The following is an 18,943-nucleotide window of genomic DNA, read 5'->3' on the forward strand; positions in this document are numbered from 1 at the left end:
CGGATCCGTAGTACGAACCGGCCAAAAAAACGCGGTTCGTACTACGAAGTCGAGGTCAGGCGTCCCACCAGGGGCGCAGTGGAAGATCGTTGCCGCCCTTGTCGTCGAGTTTGGTGGCCAGGACATGGTGCAGTTGGACGATGTCGCGTTCGAAGCCGATGCGGCAACCGGCCATATACAGACCCCATAGGCGCGCGGTGCCCTCGCCGACCTCCTCGACAGCCTCATCCCAGTGCTCGACGAGGTTGCGGTTCCAGTCACGCAGCGTCATGGCGTAGTGGTCGCGGAAGTTCTCCTCGTGCACCACTTCCATGCCGCCGATGTCCTGCAGCTTGGAGATGATCTTGCCCGAGCCGGTCAGCTCGCCGTCGGGGAACACGTAGCGATCGATGAACGACCCGGCGCGGCCGCGTTTGTGGTTGTCGGGCCGTGTTATGCAGTGGTTGAGCAGCATGCCGCCGACACGCAGACGGTCCCGGATGAACGAGAAGTACGCCGGGTAGTTCGCGACACCGATATGCTCGGTCAGCCCGATCGACGAGACTGCGTCGAAGCCGGTCTCCGTCACGTCGCGATAGTCGCTGTGGCGCACCTCGGCGAACTCGGTGAGACCTTCGTCGACGATGGCCTTCTGCGCCCATTCGGCCTGTTCGGCCGACAGCGTCGCACCGATCACATGTACCCCGCGGCGTGCGGCGTAACGGACCATTCCGCCCCAGCCGCAACCGATGTCGAGCAGCCGGTCACCCGGCTTGAGACGCAGCTTGTCGAAGATCAGCCGATACTTGTTCTCCTGCGCGGTCTCCAGGGTCGCTTCGAGCTCCGGGTACACCGCGCAGGTGTAGGTCATCGAGGGTCCGAGTACCCACTCGTAGAAGGTGTTCGACACATCGTAGTGATAGTGGATGACCTCGGCGTCGCGGGTTCGGCTGTGCCGCAGGCCCTCGGTGAACCGCCGCCACCGGGGCAGTGCTTCCTGCGGCGGCGGAGCGATCGGCTTGAAGTGTTCGATACCCAGCGACCGCGCGACGTGCGCCAGGGTCAACGGGGACGGACGCACGAAATTGAGGTCCGAGGCCAACGCGCGCAACGCGCCGTACGGATCGCCCGGGTGGGCGCCGGTGAGTTCGAGGTCGCCGGAGATGTAGGCGCGGGCGAGTCCGAGGTCACCGGGCGCGGTGACCAGATATGTGGTGCCGCGCGATGTGGCGAGGTGCAGGCCGAATTCGGCATCTTCCGGGCCCGCCGAGCTGCCGTCGTAGGCGGTGATCCGGACGGTGAGCCTACCGCCCATCAGGGCCTCGAAGATCTGCGCCAATGTCATCTTGCCCGCCGCGGGCGCCGCGCCGTTGTGCAGCGAACTGTCCTTGAATGTGGTCATTGTCGTTTCACCGCTTTCGCATACAGGTCGAGCAGACGGCCCTGCGGGTCGTACCGCTTCTTGAGTAACCGATAGTTCTCACCGCCATAGAGCTCATCGAACTCGTCCGGCGCATAGAAGGACTCCGAATACAGCGATTTGTGACCATCGAGATCGGCCACCGTGCGTTCGATCAACTTGTTGGTGTGCCCCGGGTCGCCCGGGGTCACCGGTACCGCAGACCAGAAGCCGGCGTTGACGTAGGTACGTCGCGGCTCGAGGGGATACAGCGGCCACGGTCGGGTGGCATCGCTGTTGGGAAGGGCGGGCTCACGCAACCTCAACGGGCACAACCAGATCGGCTCGATTGGCACGTTCTGCAGAAACCATTCGAGGTAGGCGGTGGTGTTCTCGATCGGCACCTCGATATCCTGAACCACACGCTCGCTGGGCGGCTCGCCCTTGCGGGCGTTGAGCTTGTCACCGATGTTGTAGCGGTGGTCGAGGGCGATCAACTTCCAGTAGAAGCTGCTGCGCAACAACTTCTTGGGCCAGAGACGGCGGATGCGCGGGTTCTGCGCACCGAAGGCGCGCGAGCACCAGAACCAGTCGGTGTCCCAGCGCCACAGGTAGTCGTGGATGGTCATCCGGTCACGGGTGACGCCGCTCGGGTGCTGGATGGACCGATAGAAGATGTTCATTCCGGTGTAGTCGCTAACCGGCCCGGGTTCATCGGTTTGGCGGCCGAGAGTCAGATAGCTTTCCTCGGCGGTGAACACGACCCCGTCGAGGTAATCGACCCGCTCGCCGTCGTAGGAGCCGTCGACGACGACCTGCGCCATCGTCTCCTGGAGGTCGGTGAGTCGACCGCAACGGACATGTCGCAGCGCCACATACGGCGCAACCTCTTCCAGTTCGATCCGAAGCCGGACCGAGTAACCGAGCGTGCCATAGGAATTGGGGAACCCGAAGAACAGATCGGCATGCTCGTTGGTGGGGGTGGCGGTGATGATCTCGCCTCCGCCGGTGAGGATGTCGATCTCGAGGACCGATTCGTGCGGCAATCCGTTGCGGAACGAGGTGCTCTCGATGCCCAACCCGGTGACCGCGCCGCCCAGGGTGATGGTCTTGAGTTGTGGCACCACCTTGGGGGCCAAGCCGTACGGCAGGGTCGCGGCGACCAGATTCTCGTAGGTGCACATGCCCGCGACGTCGGCGGTCTTGGCGGCCTTGTCCACCGAGATCACGCGGTCCAGACCCGACACGTCCAGCCCGGGGTGCGGATTCTCGGCGCGTTTGCGAAACAGGTTCGACGTCTTCTTCGCCAGGCGCACTGTGGCGCCCGGCGGAATCGCGCGATAGCTCGTCAGAAGGGTCGCAACACCCTCGTCGAATGCCTGCGCCCCCATCTCCAACCGGTCCGAGCTCACTTGGATAGCCTAGGACGTGAGTTTGCCCCCCGCCAATCAGTTCGAAGGAGAACACGCCGTGGGTCAGGTTTCCGCAACGCAAACGCTCGACATCGCCGCCGCCCCCGATGTGGTGATGGCCGCGCTGGCCGACTACAACGAGGTGCGCCCGGCAATCCTGCCCGCGAACTACCGCGACTATCAGGTGCTCAGCGGTGGGAACGGCGACGGCACCGTGGTGCATTGGATTCTGCAGGCCACCGAGAAGCGCCAGCGCGACGTGAAGGCGACCGTGAATGTGGTGCCGGACACGGTGACCGAGAACGACGAGAACTCGTCGATGGTGACGACCTACGTGGTGGCGAAGTCGGGATCCGGGAGCCGTGTCACCACCACCACGACGTGGACCGGCGCCGGCGGCATCGGCGGCTTCTTCGAGAAGACGTTCGCGCCGAAGGGGCTGAACAAGATCCAGGCCGAGCTGCTCGGCAATCTCAAGAAGCGTCTCGAGAGCTGACCCGCCGCCGCCGACGACGACCCGTTCCGCCGCTGTCGGCGCGGGACGGGGTCGACGCGACCCGGGTGGTGCTACGGCTCGGCCCGGCTCACACAGTCGCCGACTGTCTGCTGGCGACGCCGTCGCTTGGTGATCTGACCATCGATGATCTGGCTGATCGGGCGGCGCGTGGTGAGATCGTCGACGCCGACGGCCGCCGCGTCGGCCTAGACGATCCGGCCCGGATGAACACCTCGGTGTACCTGTACCGGGATCTGCCCGACGAGACCTCGATCCCGTTCGACCTGCCGATCCTGTACCGCGACGACGCCATCGTCGTCGTCGACAAACCGCACTTCCTGGCCACCATGCCGCGCGGACGTCACGTGACGCAGACCGCGCTGGTTCGGCTGCGGCGCGAGCTCGGCTCGGACCTGGTGTCTCCTGCGCATCGGCTCGACCGGCTGACCGCCGGAGTGTTGCTGTTCACGCTGCGACCCGACGTGCGGTCGGCCTACCAGGCGTTATTCGCCGAACGTCGCGCCGACAAGGAGTACCGGGCGTTGGCGCCGGTCCGAGCCGACCTCATCGATCCGGTGACCATCAGCAACCGGATCGAGAAGACCGCGGGTGATCTGCGGGCGCGGGTTGTCGACGGTGAGGCCAACGCGTCGAGCACCATCGCTCTGCTCGACCAGACCGTGTCGGGCGGGATCTATCGTCTGCAGCCACACACCGGCCGGACCCACCAACTGCGAATGCACATGGCACAGCTCGGCGTCGGGATCGTCGGCGACCCCCTATATCCCGATATCCGTCCCGACCTGGCGGAACTGCCGGACCATGGAGACTTCACGCAACCGTTGCGGCTCGTCGCGCACTCGCTGGGCTTCGACGACCCGCTGACGGGGGAGCGTCGGGAGTTCGTGTCGGGGCGGTCGGTTGCCTGAGTGCGGTGGGCACTGTTCGCCGATCGAGTGACTGAGGCGGGGGCGCCTTGTCGGTGGTCGAGTAGCCGAGGCGGGGGCGCCTTGTCGGTGGTCGAGTAGCCGAGGAGCCTGCGACGAGGCGTATCGAGACCACGTCACCTGATCTCGATACGGTCTCGCCTGGCGGCTCGACCTACTCGATCAGCGAGATATTGGCACCTACTCGACCAGTGGGTTGTTGTCCTGCGAGAGGAGCTCGCGGGCTACTCGACCAGCGACAAGGGCGCCCAGTCGACAGGAAACGGCGCCCAGTCGACGCGATAGCCTGAGCACATGGCCATCCAGGCGACCTACGAGCGCCATCCCGACCTCGGGTGCGAGGCGGTGGTGTTCATCGACGACGAGTCGATGGCGTGTTTCCAGATCCAGCGCGACCTGACCGGCGGGCCGCGGTCCGACGAGTACTGCGTGACGACCGGGGCCAGCGCGCCTGTGTACGGCGGCATCACTCAGTGGCGGCGCGTCGACGACAGGTTCGAGTTCGCGCTGACCCGTCACGCCGGCCGTCTCTTCGGTGACGAGGTGATCTCGTTCGTCGTCACTCCCGGCGACGGCGCGACGCTGGACGAACTCGCCGAGCACGTCGATCGGTTGCTGCGCTGAGACGGCGATACAGTTGAGGGCGTGACTCAACCTTTCGACCCCAGCGCACTCTTCGGCGGCGGTGAAGGCGGCGACAACCCGATGGCCGGCCTGCTCGCCCAGGCCCAGCAGATGCAGGAACAGCTCCTGTCCGCACAGAACGAGATCGCCGCGGCCGAGGTCACCGGATCGGCCGGCAACGGCCTGGTGACGGTCACCGGCAACGGCACCGGCGAGGTCACCGCGGTGAGTATCGACCCCAAGGTCGTCGACGCCGACGATGTGGAGACGTTGCAGGATCTCGTGCTCGGCGCGCTCGCCGACCTGTCGACAAAGCGTGAAGCCCTCGCGCAGGAGAAGATGGGACCGCTCGCCGGAGGCCTCGGCGGCGGCATTCCCGGCCTTGGCCAGTAGGCCGCCATGTACGAGGGGCCGATCCAGGATCTGATCGACGAGCTGGCCAAACAGCCGGGTTTGGGACCCAAGGGTGCCCAGCGCATCGCTTTCCACCTGCTATCGGTGGAGAACAAGGAGATCGATCGCCTGATCGCGGCTCTCGCCCGGGTTCGCGATGACGTCACCTACTGCGCCGAATGTGGCAACGTCTCGGCCGACACGTTGTGCCGGATCTGTTCGGACGCCCGCCGCGACGCCACCAAGATCTGTGTCGTCGAGGAGCCCAAGGACGTGCACGCCATCGAACGGACCAAGGAGTTCGATGGCCGCTACCACGTGCTCGGCGGTGCGCTCGACCCGCTGTCGGGCATCGGTCCCGACCAGCTGCGTATCCGTGAACTCCTCAAACGCCTCGCGACCCAGGAGGACGGGAACGACGTCACCGAGATCATCGTCGCCACCGATCCCAACACCGAGGGCGAGGCGACCGCGACGTACCTGCTGCGGATGCTCAAGGACTTTCCCGGACTGTCGGTGACTCGGTTGGCGTCGGGACTGCCAATGGGTGGTGACCTCGAGTTCGCCGACGAACTGACGCTGGGGCGGGCGTTGTCGGGCCGACGGGTGCTGGCCTAGGCGGACCGACCGGGCTCTGCGACAGGTACGAGTCTGCTACAGATAGACCCGTGACCAGCCGGGGAAACGTTCAGATCGGGCGCCTGTCTGCCATCGCTGTCGCGCTCGCAGTGGCGGTGGGTTCGATCGTGCTGCCGTCCGCCGATGCGGCACCCGCGCAGGAGTTGCGGTGGGGCCCGTGCCCCGCGATCCACGACGCATCCCCGGCGGCACGGTGTGCGACGGTGCAGGTGCCGCTCGACCACGCGATGCCGAGCGGTCCGACGATCGACATCATGATCAGCAGGCTCCCGGCGCGCGATCCGGGCCGTCGTCGTGGCGTGCTCATCGGCAACCCGGGCGGGCCCGGTTCCGACGCCATCGGGATGTTCTCCCGGCTCCCGGTGCCCGATGAGATGCGCGACGAGTGGGACCTGGTTGGCGTACAGCCACGCGGATTGCTCTCGTCGACGCCGCTGACGTGCACGCCGGTCTCCGACTCGCAGCAGCTGGCCTTGCTCACCGAGGGCGGGGCACTGCATCGCCGCCGCTGTGCGGCGTCGGCGCCCGCCTACCTACGCACCATCACCACCGAGAACACGGCCCGCGACATCGAGGTCGTGCGCCGCGTGCTCGGCGTATCGAAGGTGAGCCTGTACGGCATTTCCTATGGCACGCTGCTGATGTCGACGTACGCCACGCTGTTCGGGCAGCGCACCGACCGGCTGGTGCTCGACTCCGCGGTCAACCCGGCACTGGTCTGGAACGGGATTCCGGGTTCGCAGACGCAGGCGTTCAAGAGTCGGATGAACGAAATGTTGGTGTGGATCGCGAAGCACGACAACATCTATCACCTCGGGCGCACGCCGCTGGCGGTGTATCGGCAGTGGAGTGCGAAGATTGTCGCCGAGTCCGGCGTGCCACCGTCGCTCGCCGCGCCTCCGGCACAGGTCGGTGACGTTCCGCCCGGATTGCGTGCGATCGCGCAGCAGTATCTCGCCGGAGTGAACCTCACCGCCGATGCCCGTGCGCGCGTGGAGAATCTCATTGCGACACTGACTGTTCCGGGTATACAGTCGAATTCGTTGCTGCTCAGCATCACTCGCATCGCCGTCCCGGACCGCAACAAATGGCCGTTCGTGGCGATGCGGATCAACGGCCGCGCCCAACCGAAGGCCGAACCCGATCCGGAGGTCGTTGCCATCCTGACGAGTCTGCAGGACCTTCAGTCGGTGATCATGTGCAACGAGAACCAGATGCCGGCGCAGCCGCTGCAGGTCCCCGCGTCGGTGTTCCTCAACGGTGTGGTGGCAGACGTCTTCGACGGGCCGGGTCTCTATTACCAGTCGGGGATGGCCTGTGCGGGTGCACCTGCTGTGACTACGCCGGTGGCGGTGACCAACAACCATCTCGCCGTGCAGCCACTGCAGCTGCAGGCGCGAGACGACCCGCAAACGCCCTACCGCGAGTCGTTGGCGATGCACCGGCTGATGGGCAGCCATCTGATCACCGTTGGTGGCGGCGACCACGCGCAGCTGGGGCGATCGCATCCACCGCTCGATCGTGCGATCGTCGAGTACCTGCGCACTGGTACGACCACGGTGACCGAGGTCCCGGAACCGCCGATCACCGCGTCGCTGACCACGCCGCCGACCACCGGGATCGGGAGACTGTGATGATGTCGGACGTCGTCCGCGGACTCGACGATCTCGCGGCGGAAATGGACTCGGGCATCGTGGCCATCGACGGCCCGTCCGGATCGGGGAAGTCGACGGTGGCCGACGCGCTGGTGGCGCGCCTGCGTCAGCGCGGCACCGGAGTGCAGCTGATCCGCACCGACGACTTCGCCACCTGGGACAATCCCGTCGCCTGGTGGCCTGAGTTGGAAACCGACCTCCTGCAGGCGTTCATCCGGCGACACGATTACCACTATCGGCCGCGGGTGTGGCGGGACGGCGTGGCCAAGCCTGGGCGGCTGGTGTGGTTGCGGTGGGAACCGCTGCTCATCATCGAGGGGGTGTCGTCGGCGCGTCGGCGCATCGCCCCGCGTCTGACCCACTCCCTGTGGCTCGACGGTGGATCTGCGGCGGAACGGCTCGAACGGGCGGTCGCACGCGATGGTGAAGAGTCACGGCCCTTGTTGCAGCGGTGGCAGCAGTTCGAGCGGGGCTGGTTCGCCGTCGACGGAACCCGGCAGCGGTCTCGTGTGCTGGACTGATCGACCGCCGGCGTTAGGGTGAGCCATGGCCGGCTATTCGACGATGGCGGGGCTCGACGCCGACGTCGTCGAGTGCCGTGCCTGTCCGCGTCTGGTCGAGTGGCGTGAGCAGGTCGCGAGGGACAAACGGGCCGCGTTCGCCGACCAGACCTATTGGGGCCGGCCGGTGCCTGGTTTCGGGCCCGCCGATGCACGCGTGGTGATGCTGGGTTTGGCGCCGGCAGCCCACGGGGGTAATCGGACCGGCCGGATGTTCACCGGTGATCAGAGCGGTGACGTGCTGTTCCGGGCGCTGTACGACGTTGGCTTGGCGAGTCAGCCGACCGCGGTGTCCGTCGACGACGGCATGCAGCTGTACGGGGTGCGGATGACCGCACCGGTGCATTGCGCGCCGCCGCAGAACAAACCGACCGTCGCCGAACGGGACCGATGCGCGACGTGGCTCGACGCGGAACTCGCGTTGCTGGAGCCCACCCTGCGTTCGGTGGTGGTGCTCGGTGCGTTCGGGTGGCAGGCGGGTCTGCGGGCGTTCGCCGACCTGGGCTGGAGCGTCGACCGACCGAAACCCAAGTTCGGCCACGGCGCCCGAACGACCATCCGCCGCGGCGAGGCGGAGCTGACCATCTTCGGCAGTTACCACGTGAGCCAACACAACACCTTCACCGGCCGGCTCACCCCGGCGATGTTGGCCGACGTACTGACCGCGGCCGCTGAACACGCCGGGCTGTCACCGAAGCGGCCGCGCCGTGACTGACGAGTAGTCTGCGATGGGCGGTGACAACGAGGTCAGCCGCAGATCGGGGGTCGACTCATGAAGAAGGTGCTCGCCCGATGGTTGGGCCGTCACCCGGACTCCCGCTGCCGCTGCGGCCACGCCCGTGACGCGCACACCCACTATCGATCCGGTACCGACTGCGCCGTCTGCGGTCCGACGGTGTGCGCGCGGTTTCGGCCTGACCGATCGGTGCGGTGAGTCGTCGCCGGTGGGTGCCGCGCACGGAATAGTGGTGGCCGCAGGCTCCGGGTCTCCTCAGCTCAGCAAGCGGTAATGAACGGGCTTTCCTGGCGAAGGTGAACTCAGCCGCGTCGACCGGCGGCCAGGCGCTCGGTGCGCAGGCGGGCCACCTCGGGAAGCTGCAGCGGCGCCAGCGAATCGGTACCGAGGGCACGCGCCAGCAGATGGTCGGCGAGTTCGGGGTTACGCGCGAGCGCCGGACCGTGCATGTAGGTGCCGATCACCGATCCTTGCACCACACCCTCGGTGCCGTCGCCCACGCCGTTGCCGACCCCGTGCCGCACGCGGGCCAACGGCCGCGCGTCGTCGCCGAGAGTGCTTCCGCCGCGGTGGTTCTCGAAGCCACTCAGTGGTGCGGTCAACCCGTCGACAACCGGATCGGTGACGAGTTCGCCAATGCTGCGGCTCTCCTGCGGCGAGGTGGTGAGGTCGAACAGCGAGATCCCGTCGACGCGTTCACCCGCAGACGTCTCGTACCAGTGGCCCAGCACCTGGATCGCCGCACAGATCGCCAAGACCGGCCGGCCCGCGTCCGCGGCACGCTGCAACCCGGGAAAACGGGTGAGGTGGCGGGTGGCCAGACGCTGCGCGTAGTCCTCGGCGCCACCCAGGGTGTAGACGTCCAGCGAGTCGGGTACCTCGTCATCGAGGGTGATCTGGATGATCTCGGCATCGATTCCGCGCATGCGCGCGCGCTGCCGGAGCACGAGCGCGTTGCCGCCATCTCCGTAGGTACCCATCACATCGGGCAGGACGAGGCCGATCCGCAATGTGGATTCGCTCATGACCCCGCCCCCTTCAGGTCGGCGCCGCGGGCGCGCTCGGCGCGCTCCAGGGCGGTGCCGAGATCGCGGAACGCAGTGTAGTTGGCGAGTACCTCCACTCGGCCCGGCGGACAGGAGGCGATCGCCTTCATCGGATCGGGAACGGTGGTGTGCTCGGCGCCCGCGTAGAGCAGCCGGACGGACAGGTCGGCCGCACGCTCGCCGGCGGCGACCACCTGCATCGTCTCGAACGCCTCGAACCGCACATCCCACAGCCAGGAGAGGTCCTCACCGTCGGGGACCTGCCCGTTGACCGCGATCACCAGACCATCGGCGTCCTGGTCGATCATCGACAGGGCTTCCTGCCAGCCCGCCGGATTCTTGGCCAGCAGCGTGCGCACCGAGTGGTTGCCGACCTGATGAATGCCGTAGCGCCCGGCGACCTCCCCGACCGTGCCCACCGCCGCGACCGCCTTCGCCGGGTCGGCGCCCATCGCCACCGCTGCGGCCACCGCCTGGGCAGCGTTGCCCCGGTTCGCGCGACCGGGCACCGACAGCGTCATCGGGGCGGTGAATCCGCCGGGGCCATAGAGGTTCTCGTCGTCGAACCACCAGTCGGGGGTGGGGCGGCGGAAGTTCTCGTCACCGCTCGAGCGCCAGTCGTCGCCCGACCGGATGATGGGCTCGCCGGTGCGCGGGCAACTCACCGAGTCGCCCACCCAGCCGGCTCCCGCGGCCACCCACACCACATCGGTGGCGTCGAACGCGGCCGATGTGATCAACACGTCGTCGCAGTTGGCGACGATCGTCATCGCCGGATGGCGTGCGATGCCTTCCCGGAGTCGCCGTTCGATCATGTTGATCTCGCCGACCCGGTCGAGTTGATCGCGCGACAGGTTCAGCAGCACCAACACCTCCGGGTCGACAGCATCGCTGACACCCGGCACATGCAACTCGTCGACCTCGAGCGCGCAGATCGTCGCGGGACGATGCAGCGTGAGGGTGGCGATGATGCCGGCGTCCATGTTGGCGCCGTCGGCCTGGGTGGCCACGTCGCCGAGCTCGGACAGGGCCGCCGCCGTCATCCGCGTCGTCGTCGACTTACCGTTCGTGCCGGTCACCAGCGCAGAGCGCTTGCCGGCGGCCAGGCGGCTCATGATGTTCGGATCGATCTTCGCGGCGATCAGACCACCGATCATCGACCCCTTACCGCGACCTGCGGTTCGCGACGCCCAGCGGGCCGCCGACGCGGCTGCCAGCGCCAGGTTGGTGCGCATCGGGACTCTGGTGCGGTCGGACATGGCACGAGTCTGACACAAGCGCCCGTCGACAGGTCGCCCGTGCGGCGCCGGTACGCTCACGGACGTGAGTCAGGCCACAGCGATGTCTCCGTCCCTGCCCACCCGGGTCCGGCGTGCGCTGATGCGCTCCGCCGGACGCATCCCACCGGTGGTGTTGCGCTTCGCCGGCCAGTGGGGCCGGGTCAACGCCGACGGTGACCGGTTGTCGCCGGAGATGGCGTTGACCGGACTGATCGCAGACAAGGTGCCGGCTTTCGAGATCGCCGGCAAACCGGTGTCGCAGGCGCGCGCGGATCTGACCGCCAACGCGGCGACGTTGGCGGAGGATCTGCCGGCGATGGCGGTCGAAGAGGACTTGCTCATCGACGGACCCGGTGGACCGATACCGGCCACGCGGTACCGCGCCCGGGTGCGTTCGGCCGGCATTCTCGTCTTCTTCCACGGTGGCGGGTTCGTGGTGGGTGATCGGGTCAGCCACGACAACCTGGTACGTCGGCTGGCGTTGTCGACCGGCGCCGACATCCTGTCCGTCGACTACCGGCTGGCCCCGGAGCATCCGTTCCCGGCTGCCGTCGACGACGCGGTCGCCGCGTGGCGCTTCGCGGTCGAAAAGGCGCCGCAATGGGGTGTGGCGACCGAGCGCATCGCGGTGGGCGGCGACAGCGCCGGCGGAAACCTGGCTGCGGTGGTGGCACAGCAGGTCCGCGACGACGCGATCACCCCCTGCCTGCAGATGCTCATCTACCCGGTGGTCGACGTGACGACGAAACGGGCGTCGCGCCGCGAGTTCGCCGAAGGCCTGTATCTCACCGACGAACACATGGACTGGTTCACCGACCACTATGTGCCCGACGCGACCCAGCGCTCCGATCCGCGCGTCTCACCGCTGCTGGCCGACGATCTCAGCGGACTCGCGCCTGCGTATGTGATCGTCGCCGGATTCGATCCGCTGCGCGACGAGGGAATTGCCTATGCCGATCGTCTCAAGCAGGCGGGTGTCCCGGTGACCCTCGACCGCGCCGGCAACCTGATCCACGCCTTCGCCAACATGACGCTGATCAGCCCGGACGCGCGTGCCGCCGTCGAGCGCATCGGCGCCGCGCTCGCGTACGCGTTTCGCTGACCCGGTATCGGCCGGGGGCTTGGGCCGCGACCTCGGAGCGGCCAGCACGCCGACCGCGCATCCGACGATCACCGTGATCGCGCCGATCAGCTCGACGGCGCTCGGACGCTCACCCAGCAATGCCCACGCCGCGGTGATGCCGACGATCGGCACCAACAACGACAGCGGCGCGACGCTGCTGGCGGGGTGGCGCGACATCAGGTACACCCACAGCCCGGACCCGACCACGGTGCCCAGCAGCACCGTGTAGGCGAGTCCGGCCAGCGCGAGCAGACCGCTGCGCGAGTCGAGAGTGGTCAGCGACTCGACACCGGCGCGGGGTCCGTCGAACACCAGACTCATCGCGGCGAACGGGATCGGTGGGACCACCGACATCCACAGGGTCATGCGCAGCGCGTTGTCGAGGCGGGCGTCGGGGGCCGGCCGCGTGGGCGGATGCTGCGCGGCGAGCCTGCTGCCGATGTTGCCGAACGCCCAGCCGAGGCCACCGAGCACGGTGAGCACCATCGGGACCAGCGCACCCAGCCCGAGCGGGCTGCCGGTGGCGCGGTCGATCCCGATGACCGCCATGCCGAGCACCGCCACCACGATGCCCACCACCTGGAGCAGGGCCATGCGCTCGCGCAGGAACAGCACTCCGAGCAGCACGGTGAACGGAGCCGACGTCTGCAGCACCAGCGACGCGAGTCCGGTTGGCATCCCCAGATGCATCGCCAGGAACAGGAAGGCGAACTGGACGAAGCCGAATCCGGTGGCGTACAGCAGAAACCACCGCAGGCGCACGTGCGGGAAGGTGACGAACGCGATGACCGGGACGGCCATCACCGCGAAGCGCAGCGCTGCGCAGAAAAACGGCGGGAAGTGGTCGAGGCTGAGGCGGATCGCAATGAAGTTCAGTCCCCACAGCGCCACCACTGCAAGCCCGAGAAGCCGGTCGCGGTTGGTCATGACGACCATCGTGGAGACGAATTCGATCAAGGACAATCGAATTGTTGTGCACTGATGATGTAGTTTCTCTACATTGTCAGTGCATTGTCACCGCCAGCCGAGCGCCGGCGCCACGTGCGTCAGGATCGACTCGAGGACGTGTGCGTTGTAGTCCACGCCGAGTTGATTGGGAACGGTCAGTAGAAGGGTGTCCGCGGCGGCGATGGCCTCGTCCTCGCGCAACTGCTCGATCAGCTTGTCCGGTTCGTCGGCGTAACTGCGACCGAATCGTGCGACGGCGTTGTCGATCACGCCCACCTGATCGTCCTCGGAGCCACCGCGACCGAAGTAGGCACGGTCGAGGTCGTCGACGATCGCGAAGATGCTGCGGCTCACCGACACCCGCGGTTCACGAGAGTGGCCGGCGTCGGTCCACGCCTTCCGATATCGCTCGATCTGCTCGGCCTGTAGCTGGTGGAACGGTACGCCGGTGTCCTCGGTGAGCAGCGTCGAGCTCATCAGGTTCATACCCTGCTGCGCAGTCCATTCCGCGGTAGCGCGGGAGCCCGCACCCCACCAGATGCGCTCGCGCAGCCCGGGTGACTGGGGTTCGATGGGTAGCAGTCCCGGTGGGTTCGGGAACATCGGCCGCGGATTCGGTTGGGCGAAGCCATCTCCCGAGATGACCTTGAGGAAGACGTCGGTGTGCTGGCGCGCCATGTCGGCGTCGGTGGACCCTTCGGGGGGCACATAGCCGAAGTACTTGTATCCCTCGATCACCTGCTCGGGCGATCCGCGGCTGATGCCGAGTTGCAGTCGTCCGCCGGAGATGAGGTCAGCGGCTCCGGCGTCCTCGGCCATGTACAGCGGGTTCTCGTAGCGCATGTCGATCACGCCGGTGCCGATCTCGATGCGGTCGGTCTTTGCGCCGATCGCCGACAGCAACGGGAACGGTGAGGCGAGCTGACGCGCGAAATGATGCACGCGGAAGTACGCGCCGTCGGCGCCGAGTTCTTCGGCCGCCACCGCCAGGTCGATGGACTGCAGCAATGTGTCGGACCCGGACCGCACCTGCGAACCGTGCGCATCCGACCAATGTCCGAAGGACAGGAACCCGATGTTCTTCATACGTGACCAAACAGTACTCCGGTCCGCTTCATTCCCGGCGGTTCCTCCTCCTGCATTCCCCAGAGTCTCCACCAACTCGCGGCGGATATGCGCGGATACCCGGCGGAGGAACCGCGGTGGCCGCGGCGGTGCGGCGCAGTACGTTGGCGGTGTGGATGTGAAGCGGCTGCGATTACTGCGCGAGTTCGCCGACCGCGGCTCGATCGGGGCGGTGGCCGACGCCATGCACATGACGCCGTCGGCGGTGTCACAGCAGTTGAAGGTGCTCACGCGAGAAGCCGGCGTCGACCTGCTGGCCCAGGATGGACGCCGCATCCGGCTGACCGACGCCGGCCGCGCGCTGGTGCTGCGCGCCGATGAGGTGATCGCGGCAGTCGAACGGGCGCAGGAGGAGATGGAGGGCTACCGGTCGGGCGCCGCGACGGTGCGCCTGGCGATGTTCCCGTCGGGTGCTGCGCTGCTGTTGCCCGGGGTGTTGGACCGAGTCGCCGGCTCGGGTGTCGAGGTGATCGCCGCCGAGCTCGATGTGGGCTACCCCGATGCCGCCCCGGCGCTGGCGGACTTCGACATCGTCGTCACCCACCGGGATGAACGCACGGCACCGGTGCGGGCTCCGCGGGTCGAGGTGACCGAATTGATGCGTGAGCCCGTCGACGTGGTGGTCGCCGCGGGTTCTGAGTTCGCCGACCGCGACGACATCGAGGTCGACGACCTGGCCGACTGCGACTGGATCAGCGTGGAGGGCGGTTTCCCCGTCGACGATGTGCTGCTGTCGATTTCGGCGGTGACCGGGGTGGCGCCGCGGGTGACCCAGCGGATGCTGGACTTCGGCACCATCCAGTCCATCGTGGCCGCCGACCACGGCATCGCCCTGATCCCGCGGTTCGCGGTGCGCCATCCCGGGGTGAAGCGACTGACGCTCAAAGGGGTTCGCGCGGCCCGTGTCTATGAGGCCTTGACTCGGCCGGGGATGCGACGGGCGGTGACCGACGTCGTCGATCATCTGGTGGCGTCGGCGGAGGCCGCCGGACAGCGGTGAGCCGAGCGTTCTGCCCGGCGGCAGTCGCGTGATGTCGCAGATTGCGTCGGCGCTCCTCATGCCGGGGCGAGTCGGCGCGTGGATCACACCGGTGACTGCAGGGGGCGGAGGGTTGCGCGTGGGCAGATGCAACGCACTGCAACCCTGGCAAGTTGTGCGCTGAGTCACATAGTCATGAACGCATCGGAATCAGCCGAGAAACAGGAGTCAGAACTGATGCGAGCAGCTGTCTATTACGGCGCGAACAAGGTGGAGATCGCCGACGTACCCGAACCTTCGCCCGGCGCGGGTGAGGTCAAGGTGCAGGTCGGCTTCAACGGGATCTGCGGCACAGATCTGCATGAGTACTTTGCCGGACCGATCTTCATCCCCACCGAGCCGCACCCGCTCACTGGAGCACAGTTGCCGCTGGTGCTCGGTCACGAGTTCTCGGGCACCGTCACCGAGGTCGGCGACGGCGTCACCGGCGTTCATGCCGGTGATCGGGTCGCCATCGAACCGATCTACCGTTGCGGGCACTGCGGCCCGTGCCGAGTCGGCAACTACAACATCTGTCAGCACATCGGCTTTCACGGCTTGATGTCCGACGGTGGAATGGCCGAGTACACAGTGGTCCCGGCGAACATGATTCATCAACTGCCGGAGAACGTCTCACTCGAGCTGGGCGCGCTCGTCGAACCGATGTCGGTGGCATACCACGCGGCGACGCTGGGGCAGCCACAGGCCGACGACACCGCGATGGTGTTCGGTGCCGGGCCGATTGGGATCGGACTGTGGTTCGCCCTGCGTGGCAAGGGGCTGGAGAACGTGTACGTGGTGGAGCCGTCGGCGACGCGACGCGCCGCCATCGAGGCGTTGGGCGCGACGACACTCGACCCGACTTCGCTCGACGTCGCGGAGTTCGTCGCCGACACCACCGACGGTCGGGGTGCCGACGCCATCTTCGACGCGGCCGGGGTGGAACCGGCCGTCAACACGGCACTCGACTGCATCGGTGCCCGACAGCCGCTGGTCAGCGTCGCCATCTACGAGAAACCGCTGACCACAACACTTCAGCGGCTCGTGATGAACGAGTCCCGCATTCAGGGTTCGCTCTGCTACACCTCGGCGGACTTCGACGCCGTCATCGATCTCATGTCGCAGGGTCGGTACGACACGACAGGGTGGGTGGACACGATAGGTCTCGATCGCGTGGTGGACGACGGCTTCGACGCGCTGCATGCCGGAGCGAAGATGAAGGTGCTCGTGGACCCGGCGGAGGTGGCGGCATGAGCGTCGTACTCATCACCGGCGGTGGTCAGGGCATCGGCCGTGGCATCGCGCTGCGGTTGGCTGCCGACGGACACGACATCGCGCTCGTCGACGTCAACGAGGCCGGTATCGGCTCGGTAGTCGACGAGGTCCGCGGACTCGGCGGCAAGGCCACCGCGTTCGTCGCCGACGTCAGCGACCGGGAACAGGTGTTCGCCGCCGTGGATGACGCTCAGGAGGCGCTCGGCGGGTTCGACGTCATGATCAACAACGCCGGCATCGCCCAGGTCGCGCCGATCGACGACGTGCGGCCCGACGAGCTAGAGCGCATCTGGTCGGTCAACGTGAACGGCGTGCTGTGGGGAATCCAAGCCGCAGCAGCGCGATTCACCGCAAACGGCACGCGGGGAAAGATCATCAACGCCTCCTCCATCGCCGGCCACGACGGGTTCCCCATGCTCGGTGTCTACAGCGCTACCAAGTTCGCGGTGCGTGCCCTGACGCAAGCCGCTGCAAAGGAATACGCGGCGCAAGGTATCACTGTCAACGCCTACTGTCCGGGGGTGGTCGGTACCGATATGTGGGTGACCATCGACAAACGTTTTGCCGAGCTGACCGGGGCAGCCGAGGGGGAGACCTACGAGAAGTTCGTCGGCGGTATCGCGTTGGGGCGCGCGCAGACGCCCGAAGATGTGGCTGCGTTTGTCTCGTACCTCGCTGGACCGGATTCGAACTACATGACCGGTCAGGCCGTGCTGATTGACGGAGGGCTGGTCTTCCGCTGAGTCGTCGTCTCGGCGATACGTCCGGCCTGGCGCAGGGCCTGCTCGATGAAGGTCTGAAAAGCCCACTCGAGTGTCTCCCGAGATCGGAGGGTGCCGTTCTCGTAGCCGACCAGAAGATACATCGCCGCAGTGGCGTAATGATCGGCGTCGGCTCGGTTTCCGACCACCTCGAGATAGGTGTCGGAGATGAACCGGCGTCGTTCGTCGTCGGCGTCGTCCTGCACGGCGCGCACGTCGGGGTCGTGTTCGGCCCACACCCGGATCGCCGCCTCGGTGTCATGGGGCAATCGCATCGCGATGTCGGTCAGGAACTGCAGGCGGGCAACCGGGTCGGTCACCGTGCGGGCCTCGGCGATCGGACGCCGACTCTCCTTCTCGCGCCAATGGTGGATGAGCGCTGAGGTGTAGGCGGGCCAGTTCGAGAACGCGTGATAGAACGAACCCGTGGTGGCGCCGACGACTTCACACACGGTCGCCAACTTCAACCCCGCGTGTCCCTGATCTGCCAAAACACGCAGGCCCGCGTCCAGATACCGGACTCGTGCCGAGTGTGACGGCGTACTGGTCTTCTTCGCTGTGGAGCTCACATCGACAGTGTAGATGTGATGGGTTGCACAAAACCATAAGTGCACTTACGCTATCTCCCATCCAGATGAGGAGACAGCTGTGAGCACAACGAACCGCAACACCGGACTGGACCCGGAGACCCGGTATGTGGAGATCTACCGGAACCTGTCGACCTACGAATTCCCATGGGATATCAACCAGTCACTGAGTTTCGCGCTGTTCCGCACCTACGCTGTCCCGAGCATCGGTAACCTGCTCGATCGCACAGGCGCGTTCACCCGGCAGACCCAGAAGCGCTATGACGACACCGCGATCCTGCTCGAGGTTCCCCTCGTCGAAGGTTTCGACAGTGCATCCGGCAAGGCCGCCATCCGTCGCATCAACCAGATGCACAAGATGTACGACATCTCCAACGACGACATGCGCTACGTGCTGTCGACGTTCGTGGTGGTCCCGGTGCGGTGGCTGGCGCGGTTCGGGTGGCGTGAACTTCAGGCGAATGAGCGCGTCGCGATGGTCCGCTACTACCAGGATCTCGGCCGGCACATGGCGATCAAGGACATCCCGGACACCTACGACGAGTTCGAGACCCTGATGGACGCCTATGAGGACGAGCATTTCGCCTTCGACGACGGGGCGCGTCGCGTCGCGGACTCGACCATGGACCTGATGGCCTCGTTCTATCCGTCGATCGCCGCACGGGCCGTCAACATCTTCAGCCGGTCGCTCATGGACGAACCATTGATCACGGCGTTCCGGTATCCCGAACCCGGCCCGGTGGCACGCGCGCTGTCGGTCGGTGCGCTCAAGGCGCGTGCCCGGGCTCTCCGGTACTTCCCGGCACGGCGCAAGCCGGCGCTGGTGCAGAACATGCCACGAATCCGCTCCTACCCCAACGGATACGACATCGAGAAGATGGGCACCTTCGCACCGGGCTGCCCGGTGCATGTCGAGTAGGTGAGTGCAACGTCCGGGGCC

At 66.7% G+C, this 18,943-nt stretch carries 19 protein-coding genes and 1 pseudogene; 13 read left to right on the forward strand and 7 right to left on the reverse strand.

What is annotated here, in order from left to right:
- Positions 1-55: 55 nt before the first annotated feature.
- Both L1892_RS01610 and L1892_RS01615 read right to left on the reverse strand, forming a co-directional pair.
- On the reverse strand, positions 56-1,381 hold the full coding sequence (locus L1892_RS01610) for a class I SAM-dependent methyltransferase (RefSeq protein WP_235721694.1): 1,326 nt from the start codon (positions 1,379-1,381) through the stop codon (positions 56-58).
- The gene (locus tag L1892_RS01615) at positions 1,378-2,769 is read right to left on the reverse strand and encodes an FAD-binding oxidoreductase (protein WP_235721994.1); all 1,392 of its coding nucleotides are present in this window, start codon (positions 2,767-2,769) and stop codon (positions 1,378-1,380) included. The genes L1892_RS01610 and L1892_RS01615 overlap by 4 nt, the downstream gene beginning before the upstream one ends.
- A 79-nt stretch (positions 2,770-2,848) precedes the next feature.
- Between L1892_RS01615 and L1892_RS01620 the strand changes: the two genes are divergently transcribed.
- The 8 genes from L1892_RS01620 to L1892_RS01655 all read left to right on the forward strand — a co-directional run bounded on the left by L1892_RS01620 (position 2,849) and on the right by L1892_RS01655 (position 8,819).
- Positions 2,849-3,286, forward strand: a complete 438-nt coding sequence (locus tag L1892_RS01620) for an SRPBCC family protein (protein WP_235721695.1) — start codon at positions 2,849-2,851, stop codon at positions 3,284-3,286.
- Between the two features lie 65 nt (positions 3,287-3,351).
- The gene (locus L1892_RS01625) at positions 3,352-4,215 is read left to right on the forward strand and encodes a pseudouridine synthase (protein WP_235721696.1); all 864 of its coding nucleotides are present in this window, start codon (positions 3,352-3,354) and stop codon (positions 4,213-4,215) included.
- A gap of 312 nt (positions 4,216-4,527) precedes the next feature.
- Positions 4,528-4,857, forward strand: a complete 330-nt coding sequence (locus L1892_RS01630) for a hypothetical protein (RefSeq protein ID WP_235721697.1) — start codon at positions 4,528-4,530, stop codon at positions 4,855-4,857.
- A gap of 21 nt (positions 4,858-4,878) precedes the next feature.
- The gene (locus L1892_RS01635; protein ID WP_235721698.1) at positions 4,879-5,250 is read left to right on the forward strand and encodes a YbaB/EbfC family nucleoid-associated protein; all 372 of its coding nucleotides are present in this window, start codon (positions 4,879-4,881) and stop codon (positions 5,248-5,250) included.
- Between the two features lie 6 nt (positions 5,251-5,256).
- On the forward strand, positions 5,257-5,868 hold the full coding sequence (gene recR, locus L1892_RS01640; protein ID WP_235721699.1) for a recombination mediator RecR: 612 nt from the start codon (positions 5,257-5,259) through the stop codon (positions 5,866-5,868).
- Positions 5,869-5,918: 50 nt separating this feature from the next.
- Positions 5,919-7,523, forward strand: coding sequence for an alpha/beta fold hydrolase (locus L1892_RS01645; RefSeq protein WP_235721700.1), 1,605 nt, complete (start codon positions 5,919-5,921; stop codon positions 7,521-7,523).
- Positions 7,523-8,065 carry a uridine kinase family protein gene (locus L1892_RS01650; RefSeq protein WP_235721701.1) on the forward strand — a complete coding sequence of 181 codons (543 nt, stop codon included), beginning with the start codon at positions 7,523-7,525 and terminating at the stop codon, positions 8,063-8,065. Before L1892_RS01645 ends, L1892_RS01650 begins: the two co-directional genes overlap by 1 nt.
- A gap of 25 nt (positions 8,066-8,090) precedes the next feature.
- Positions 8,091-8,819, forward strand: a complete 729-nt coding sequence (locus tag L1892_RS01655) for a uracil-DNA glycosylase (RefSeq protein WP_235721702.1) — start codon at positions 8,091-8,093, stop codon at positions 8,817-8,819.
- 323 nt (positions 8,820-9,142) lie between these two features.
- Here L1892_RS01655 and L1892_RS01660 read toward each other — a convergent pair whose 3' ends face one another.
- Complete coding sequence (locus tag L1892_RS01660; protein ID WP_235721703.1) at positions 9,143-9,865, reverse strand: type 1 glutamine amidotransferase; 723 nt, start codon at positions 9,863-9,865, stop codon at positions 9,143-9,145.
- A complete protein-coding gene (locus L1892_RS01665) occupies positions 9,862-11,145 on the reverse strand; it encodes a MurT ligase domain-containing protein (RefSeq protein ID WP_235721704.1) in 1,284 nt (427 codons plus the stop codon). Before L1892_RS01665 ends, L1892_RS01660 begins: the two co-directional genes overlap by 4 nt.
- A 64-nt stretch (positions 11,146-11,209) precedes the next feature.
- Between L1892_RS01665 and L1892_RS01670 the strand changes: the two genes are divergently transcribed.
- Positions 11,210-12,268, forward strand: coding sequence for an alpha/beta hydrolase (locus tag L1892_RS01670; RefSeq protein WP_235721705.1), 1,059 nt, complete (start codon positions 11,210-11,212; stop codon positions 12,266-12,268).
- Here L1892_RS01670 and L1892_RS01675 read toward each other — a convergent pair.
- Positions 12,221-13,216, reverse strand: a pseudogene (locus tag L1892_RS01675) (EamA family transporter); the annotation flags it as partial. The gene L1892_RS01670 and the pseudogene L1892_RS01675 sit on opposite strands and share 48 nt — an antisense overlap.
- An 87-nt stretch (positions 13,217-13,303) precedes the next feature.
- Positions 13,304-14,323, reverse strand: a complete 1,020-nt coding sequence (locus L1892_RS01680; RefSeq protein ID WP_235721706.1) for an LLM class flavin-dependent oxidoreductase — start codon at positions 14,321-14,323, stop codon at positions 13,304-13,306.
- Between the two features lie 151 nt (positions 14,324-14,474).
- Between L1892_RS01680 and L1892_RS01685 the strand changes: the two genes are divergently transcribed.
- From L1892_RS01685 to L1892_RS01695, 3 genes are all read left to right on the forward strand, one after another.
- Positions 14,475-15,362, forward strand: coding sequence for a LysR family transcriptional regulator (locus tag L1892_RS01685; protein ID WP_235721707.1), 888 nt, complete (start codon positions 14,475-14,477; stop codon positions 15,360-15,362).
- Between the two features lie 216 nt (positions 15,363-15,578).
- The gene (locus L1892_RS01690; protein ID WP_235721708.1) at positions 15,579-16,634 is read left to right on the forward strand and encodes a 2,3-butanediol dehydrogenase; all 1,056 of its coding nucleotides are present in this window, start codon (positions 15,579-15,581) and stop codon (positions 16,632-16,634) included.
- Positions 16,631-17,398 carry an acetoin reductase gene (locus L1892_RS01695; protein ID WP_235721709.1) on the forward strand — a complete coding sequence of 256 codons (768 nt, stop codon included), beginning with the start codon at positions 16,631-16,633 and terminating at the stop codon, positions 17,396-17,398. Before L1892_RS01690 ends, L1892_RS01695 begins: the two co-directional genes overlap by 4 nt.
- On the opposite strand, the gene L1892_RS01700 is transcribed toward L1892_RS01695, so the two are convergent.
- On the reverse strand, positions 17,359-17,985 hold the full coding sequence (locus tag L1892_RS01700) for a TetR/AcrR family transcriptional regulator (RefSeq protein ID WP_235721710.1): 627 nt from the start codon (positions 17,983-17,985) through the stop codon (positions 17,359-17,361). The genes L1892_RS01695 and L1892_RS01700 overlap by 40 nt on opposite strands.
- Positions 17,986-18,064: 79 nt before the next feature.
- Here L1892_RS01700 and L1892_RS01705 point away from each other — a divergent pair, with 79 nt between their 5' ends.
- Positions 18,065-18,922 (forward strand): oxygenase MpaB family protein, encoded by an 858-nt coding sequence (locus tag L1892_RS01705; RefSeq protein ID WP_235721711.1) that lies wholly within the window; start codon positions 18,065-18,067, stop codon positions 18,920-18,922.
- Positions 18,923-18,943 lie beyond the last annotated feature (21 nt).

The sequence above is a fragment of the Gordonia tangerina genome (assembly GCF_021556435.1).
Taxonomy (GTDB): Bacteria; Actinomycetota; Actinomycetes; order Mycobacteriales; family Mycobacteriaceae; genus Gordonia; species Gordonia tangerina.

Bases quoted from the DNA above. Each gene is read 5' to 3' on its own strand.
- L1892_RS01680 (WP_235721706.1), bottom strand. From the start codon at position 14,323: ATGAAGAACATCGGGTTCCTGTCCTTCGGACATTGGTCGGATGCGCAC.
- L1892_RS01615 (WP_235721994.1), bottom strand. From the start codon at position 2,769: ATGGGGGCGCAGGCATTCGACGAGGGTGTTGCGACCCTTCTGACGAGC.
- recR (WP_235721699.1), top strand. From the start codon at position 5,257: ATGTACGAGGGGCCGATCCAGGATCTGATCGACGAGCTGGCCAAACAG.
- L1892_RS01655 (WP_235721702.1), top strand. From the start codon at position 8,091: ATGGCCGGCTATTCGACGATGGCGGGGCTCGACGCCGACGTCGTCGAG.
- L1892_RS01695 (WP_235721709.1), top strand. From the start codon at position 16,631: ATGAGCGTCGTACTCATCACCGGCGGTGGTCAGGGCATCGGCCGTGGC.
- L1892_RS01630 (WP_235721697.1), top strand. From the start codon at position 4,528: ATGGCCATCCAGGCGACCTACGAGCGCCATCCCGACCTCGGGTGCGAG.
- L1892_RS01610 (WP_235721694.1), bottom strand. From the start codon at position 1,381: ATGACCACATTCAAGGACAGTTCGCTGCACAACGGCGCGGCGCCCGCG.
- L1892_RS01690 (WP_235721708.1), top strand. From the start codon at position 15,579: ATGCGAGCAGCTGTCTATTACGGCGCGAACAAGGTGGAGATCGCCGAC.
- L1892_RS01660 (WP_235721703.1), bottom strand. From the start codon at position 9,865: ATGAGCGAATCCACATTGCGGATCGGCCTCGTCCTGCCCGATGTGATG.
- L1892_RS01650 (WP_235721701.1), top strand. From the start codon at position 7,523: ATGATGTCGGACGTCGTCCGCGGACTCGACGATCTCGCGGCGGAAATG.
- L1892_RS01665 (WP_235721704.1), bottom strand. From the start codon at position 11,145: ATGTCCGACCGCACCAGAGTCCCGATGCGCACCAACCTGGCGCTGGCA.